Origin of the sequence: Bacillus sp. SM2101, from assembly GCF_018588585.1 — a bacterium.
Lineage (GTDB): Bacteria > Bacillota > Bacilli > Bacillales > SM2101 > Nanhaiella > Nanhaiella sioensis.
The window spans coordinates 1-6,368 of sequence record NZ_JAEUFG010000057.1; the positions used below are offsets into that span (position 1 = coordinate 1).

At 32.2% G+C, this 6,368-nt stretch carries 7 protein-coding genes; 5 read left to right on the plus strand and 2 right to left on the minus strand.

Features of this window, described 5'->3' with window-relative positions; genetic code table 11:
* Positions 1–191: IS3 family transposase (locus JM172_RS23700; RefSeq protein ID WP_214484852.1), on the plus strand; the 191-nt coding region annotated here is incomplete at its 5' end.
* 130 nt (positions 192–321) lie between these two features.
* Here the strand turns inward: JM172_RS23700 and JM172_RS23705 are convergent.
* A complete protein-coding gene (locus JM172_RS23705) occupies positions 322–1,236 on the minus strand; it encodes a tetratricopeptide repeat protein (RefSeq protein ID WP_214484853.1) in 915 nt (304 codons plus the stop codon).
* Between the two features lie 365 nt (positions 1,237–1,601).
* Here JM172_RS23705 and JM172_RS23710 point away from each other — a divergent pair, with 365 nt between their 5' ends.
* The 4 genes from JM172_RS23710 (at position 1,602) to JM172_RS23725 (ending at position 5,676) form a co-directional block, all read left to right on the plus strand.
* The gene (locus JM172_RS23710; protein WP_214484854.1) at positions 1,602–2,045 is read left to right on the plus strand and encodes a DUF3888 domain-containing protein; all 444 of its coding nucleotides are present in this window, start codon (positions 1,602–1,604) and stop codon (positions 2,043–2,045) included.
* Positions 2,046–2,436: 391 nt separating this feature from the next.
* Positions 2,437–3,495, plus strand: coding sequence for a cytochrome D1 domain-containing protein (locus JM172_RS23715; RefSeq protein WP_214484855.1), 1,059 nt, complete (start codon positions 2,437–2,439; stop codon positions 3,493–3,495).
* Between the two features lie 532 nt (positions 3,496–4,027).
* Positions 4,028–5,056 carry a beta-propeller fold lactonase family protein gene (locus tag JM172_RS25560; protein WP_214484856.1) on the plus strand — a complete coding sequence of 343 codons (1,029 nt, stop codon included), beginning with the start codon at positions 4,028–4,030 and terminating at the stop codon, positions 5,054–5,056.
* 119 nt (positions 5,057–5,175) lie between these two features.
* Entirely contained in the window at positions 5,176–5,676 is a 501-nt protein-coding gene (locus JM172_RS23725) for a hypothetical protein (protein ID WP_214484857.1), read from the plus strand.
* Positions 5,677–5,705: 29 nt separating this feature from the next.
* Here the strand turns inward: JM172_RS23725 and JM172_RS23730 are convergent, their stop codons facing one another.
* Complete coding sequence (locus JM172_RS23730; protein ID WP_214484858.1) at positions 5,706–5,915, minus strand: hypothetical protein; 210 nt, start codon at positions 5,913–5,915, stop codon at positions 5,706–5,708.
* Positions 5,916–6,368 lie beyond the last annotated feature (453 nt).

Sequence of the window (6,368 nt, forward strand, 5' to 3'; positions counted from 1 at the left end):
GCTGGGATAATGCAAGTATGGAGAGTTTTTTTAGTCACTTAAAAACTGAATGTTTTAATCTCTTTACTTATAAAAAACCTAAAGAAGTGAAAGAGTCAATAAAACACTATATTTATTTTTATAATCATGAAAGATTTCAAAAGAAACTCAACAACCTGAGTCCTGTTGAATATAAAACACTGATTGCATAAGTGCGCTTATTATAAACTGTCTACTTGACAGGGAGCAGATCAGGCCGCACATGCGCCATATTGTTGAAGAATGAAGTTTTTTTTGGCCAACAGGGACATATACTGAAAATGAGTTACAAGTTTAGAAAAACTATAATTCTTGGTATTCAGGATGATTATGACGCTTACATCCAAATAGATAACAACCTGTTTTAACAGATGTGTCAAATTCCATTACTGGGATAAATCCATTTATAAATTTTTTATACATTTGTTCAAATTCTGCTTTTTCAGTAATAAGCTCTGTTATATAATCCTGTTTCTCTTCTTCTGTCCAATCTTCATCACACTCCTCATTAGATTCCTCTTTTATATTTTCTTCTTTTTCTTTTATTACCTCCTGAAATATCTCAATAAAGTCTGTCCTATTCAATTTTAAAAGTGTATAGATAAATCTACTAACCCATCTAACATCTTTACTGTATCGCTTCCAACCTTTTTCAAACCATTTAGCAGCCTCATCAAACATTTCTAGTTCTAAATATAAGTCAGCTACTTCAATTTCACCAACAAATTCATCGTCATCTTCCTTAAATTTTCCTAGTGTTTCAATTGCAATCTTTGTTTCACCTAGTCTAATTAAACAATAAACATAGCTATACATGGCATAATCCGAACTCTCTGAACCTAATAAAAAATACCTAGAAGCTTTTTCAATTTCTCCAAGATGATAGCAAGCCACTGCGAGGTTATAATTAGCATTAATTGTTGGCTTTATATTAATGGATTGAAGCAAAATACCTTTTGCCTCAATCCATTTTTCTTGCCTTAGTAAAATTTCACCATACAAATTATAGGGAAAGTGAGAGGATGGGTTTAAACTTATAACTTCATCTAATAATATAAGTGCTTTATTATCTTTATATTCTTCATAACAATAAATCCAGGCTAGGTTTGTCAATGATTGAACATCTCTAGCTTCGTCTACTGCTTTTTTAAATAATTTAAGAGAATTTTCATACTCATTTCCTTCTAGCAACCTAATTGCTTCTTGATTAATACTCAAAAAACTTCCACCATCCCACATTATTTATCTGAAAAGAAATTAATTCTGTAAAACATATCTTACTTCACTAACCTACTCCGTTAGTCAAAGTTCATTTCTTTATCACTCTCATTTTAGCATAAGTAACAAACTGTCTTATTCAATAAACAATCTAGACATAAAGAAGAAAAGCATCATATATTTATTTCTGATTTGCGCTAATTTTTTTTAGATAACAATTTGCTATTTGCTCCATTAATTAATCTAGCTAACTGAAATAACTAACATTTCTTACAGTATAGAAATCCCTCATAATGAGATGTAAATTTAAGTACATTTTCATATTCCTTTTGAGGATAATATTTGTAAGAAAGGTGGTATAAATAATGAAGAAAAAAATAATTTCAGTTTTCCTTTTAGTCCTATTTTTAATCCCAACAACAGCAAATTATGCTGAAGATAATTATTACCATCCTGTTAAAAAATCTAATGAAGAACTGATGATGGATTTATTTTCAACCTTACTATTACCTGATATTAATAAAGCTGTTAATAATTATTACAAAGATTATCTTAAAACTAACACCACAGTTTATCCATATCAGATACAAATTGCAAAGATGGAAAGGATAGGAGGATATCGACGATTTGAATTTTTAATCACTATTGAAGTAACACCGGTTGTCGGAGCACATATTTCAGTTGGAAAAGATCAATTAACATTTTACATTTCTAGCGGTAATGTTAAGATGAAAGACTTTAAACATATAGAGACTCACAAGTTGCCTCCCCATTGGCAAGATATAATAATAAAGGAATTACCTTTATAAAGTAAGTGGTCCAGATAATGTGTAGAAAAAGCTAAATTATAATAAAAATAACTATAACTTCATGAAACCACAATGTCCATTGAGGTTACAAAATATCTTGGTTAAACATATTCCTCAAAACATACTGAAAGACGCTCTCCAGTATCATTTCCGAAAAGCGCCATATTGTTGAGTAACATTAGGTGAATTTAACATATTGTACATTTAATCTCTTATTCTTTTATCTTATGAACATCCCCCTATCAAACACAATCTATCTTGCGTTTACTAAAATCTCCTTTAACAAATCATCTAAAAATAAACATTTCCATAAAAAGCTTCTAACCTCGTATTAAACAAGTAACACCCTCATACCTTAGTTATAATAATTAATTTATAGAGGTGGTTAATTTTGTCTACAGCTGTGATTGATGTGAAGACTCATTCCGTTATTGCAACTTTACCAGTAGGATTTGCTAATACTTTGGGATTTCCAGCCAAGACACTCTCCTTTACCTCTGATGGGAAATTATGTTATGTTGTAAATTCATTAGTCGCAGGAACTGTTTCGGTCATTGATGTGAAAACTCATTCCGTTATTGCTAACATTAATGTTGGTGTTGTTCCTATCGAAGTTGTTATTTCTCCCGATGGAAAGCTCGCTTATGTTATGAACCGTTTTGATGGGATTGTATCTATCATTGATGTGAAAACTCATTCTGTTATAACTACTGTTTCGGCAAGTAGTCCTGTTTCTGTTGCTTTTACACCTGATAGTAAACTGGCATATATTGCTACTATCTCTGGTAATGTTAAGGTCATTGATGTGAAAACTCATTCCGTTATTACTACCGTCCCTATTGGACCTTCCCTGTCTGAAGTTATTATTACACCTGATGGAAAACTTGCTTATCTTACTAATCTCGGGAATGAAATTAACCAACCAACTAATGTTTCTGTCATAGATTTGAAGACTCATACGATAATTGCTACTGTTTCTGTTGGTATTCGACCTTTTTCAGTTACCTTTACTCCTGACGGAAAATTAGCGTATGTGTGTAATTTTGGAACCTTAAGTGTCCCTGGAAACACTATTTCTGTTATTGACGTGATGACTCATACAGTTATCGCATCCATTTCAGTTGGAAGTCGACCTGTTGCAGTTGCTATTACACCTGATGGAAAACTTGCTTATGTTGCAAATAGTAACAGTAATGATATTACTGTGATTGATATCAGGACTCACTCTGTCATTGCCATCGTTCCAGTTGGGACCTTTCCACAAGATATTACTTTTTCTCCAGATGGAAAACTTGCTTATATAGCCAATGCTCGAAGTATTTTTGTTTCTGTTATTGATGTGAAAACTCACAGTGTAACCGCTACTATTCCAGTTGATTTTAATCAAAGTTTTATTAACTTTACACCTGACGGAAAACTTGCTTATGTGACTGAACAAGTATTTAGTTAAAGTTAAATCTACACAACTATCATTGTGGTTACTAATAACGGTAGGTAAATATACATTTTGTTTTTTTCTAGGCAAAGGCTCAAAATAAATAAAGTTATAATGCATACAATATAACTACCGGTAGAGTCCTTTTATAAGGCCATTTGACACCTCTCGAAAATTTCGGGAGGATACATAATTGCTATTATGTTTCATTAATTTTACAATCTAATTTTTTGCTATATAATAGATGGTAAGAATTTCTATAACATAAAAAATACATGTTTGGAGCGATTAATATTGGAAATCTTAGCATATATTGTATTTCCTGTACTTTCGGTGATACCTGTGATCATCATTTACTTGATAGGAGAGTTTTTCAGAAAGAAACGATCCGTTTAAGCTAAGCTTCTTCATGTGAACTCCCTCCATTCTTTGGGCGTTTTTTGCTTTAGTAACCAAAATGCTTATTATGTCCACTTTGAGTAATATGAATAAAATACCTATTCCTTACATAGTTTTTAATTAACATTTCGTGAAAGGTGGTATATGTGTGACATTAGCCTACGTAACAAATTTCGGATCAGATAATGTATCAGTTATCGATACTAAAACGCATTCTGTCATTGCTACTGTAATGGTTGGTAATGATCCGCTTGATATAATTATTACTCCTGATGGAAAAGTAGCTTATGTTACAAATAATGATTCTCTCAACATGTCAGTTATTGATACCAATGCACACTCCGTTATTGCTACTGTGTCTATTGGAACATTTCCAGGTGCTGTAGCTATTACTCCTGATGGAAAACTGATTTACGTTATAAATGATGATTCAAACGTGTTGGCTATAAGTGCCACAACACATTCTGTTATTGCAACAATTCCAGTTGTTTTACAGCCCATAGCTCTAGCTTTCACCCCCAATGCGAAATTAGCTTATGTCACAAACTTTGGATTCTCGGGAAGTTCTATTTCTGTTATTGATACTAAAACGCATTCTGTCATGGCTACAGTGATTGTCCCACCATCAGAAATAAAAGGCCCTTCACCCTTTTTAGCTATAACACCTAATGGAAAATTAGCTTATCATATGAATTCTTCTTCTCCAGACAGTTTTATAAGTGTCATAGATACTAAAACACACTCTATTATCGCTACAATAACTGTTGGAAGCCTTTCATCTGATATCGCTTTCACATCTGACGGAAAATTAGCGTATGTTACCAACTCCGGAGAGGCTACTATTTCTGTTATTGATGTAAAGACTCATTCTTTAGTAGCTAAAATTCAAAGTGGTAATTCCCCTAGATTCGTTACCTTCTCACCAGATGGTAAACTAGCTTATATTTCACATATTGAAATTGTTTCCGTAATTGATGTAAAAACTCATTCTGTTATTGATACCATTCAAGTTGGTAATTTTCCTCGATCAGCCTCTTTTACTGCTGATGGAAAATTGGCGTATGTTGCAAATCTAGGTAGTGCTACTATTTCTGTTATTGATGTAAAGACTCATTCTGTTATTGATACTATTCAGGTTGGTAGCACTCCTAGAAGTATTGCCTTCACTTCTAACTAAACATATTTACTCTTGAATTTCCTTAATTAACAATAATTTGACACTTGGACTTATATCAGTTGCACTTTCACCTTATTAGCATTTACTAATAATAACTATTTTTAAGGACTGATGGAATAATGGTAAAAAACTGCAAGTGTAATGATGATAAATGTCCTCAATATTTTAAATTGCAAACAGATTCTGCTGTTAATATCATACCAGACGGCATTTTTATGCTCCCTTTAGCATTACTACCGCTAACTGTTTTGATTAAAAACAAAGATGCAGAAATCAAACTAGATTCATCTGTAGAATTTTTTGTTCAATTTCAAACAATTCAACCCCTTACAGATCCAGCTTTTATAACTTTTAATTTAGACTATATCCTACAACGTTCAACAAACGGCGGGGATTTTAATGATCTTACAACCATAAAACCTTCACAAACCTTTGTTGCTAACTCAGATTCCTTTGAAGGAGCGATAATCCCAAATCTTACTTGGACTGATAAACCTGGTATAGGTTGCCATGTTTATCGTATTCTTATCCCTACTTTTAACTCTGAAGCTACTTCAATCGAAGCGCTTAATATTAACATCCTTACCCGTTCATTAAATTCTATTGTTTTCTGCCACTAATTGATTAGTAACCTCAATAATTCTTGAGTTTATTTAATTCGTGTCCAATACACAGCACCATTTGAAATAAATTTTAGGTACCTAATGACTCCAGTTTCATGTAATGCAAGCCTAGCGTTCATATAACCTGTTCTAAATCTCCTTTGAATCGCACTTGAACCAAACCGATCTCCAATTTTTGCGTACCTTTGCATAAAATCTATTACTTCATTCATATTTAAAATTGTTCTTCTTTCCAACTTCATCAATCCTCCTAATCTTGTATATCTAGTAAACTTTGCTATAATTTAGGTAATTACTCTTATCATCTGGAGGTGAACATTGTTGATTGAAATGTTAATGGACACTTTTAAAGAAAAAATATTAGGTCCTCTTTTTGTTGCTGGATTCGTTTTTTTATTTCTTTATTTGGTTAAAATATTCGGGAATGATTTTTTCCTTTTTTTTCAAAAGATCATCTAACATTAGGTGGTCTTTTTTAGTAACCACAATACAAAATAAGTCTTATAAGTAAAAATCAGTCACGAATTCATCTACATGGTCTTATCTAATTCTTATATGCCGTGTTGGCTGCTTATCCTACTCATAGAACTTTAAAAATCCCCCTCCTATAAGTAAAATGTACCCTATAGAGTAGACACTTTAAAAAAGTCTCCCTATAGGGTACATTTTTGTATAATGGAGAAACACAA

Bases quoted from the DNA above. Each gene is read 5' to 3' on its own strand.
- JM172_RS23725 (WP_214484857.1), top strand. From the start codon at position 5,176: ATGGTAAAAAACTGCAAGTGTAATGATGATAAATGTCCTCAATATTTT.
- JM172_RS23710 (WP_214484854.1), top strand. From the start codon at position 1,602: ATGAAGAAAAAAATAATTTCAGTTTTCCTTTTAGTCCTATTTTTAATC.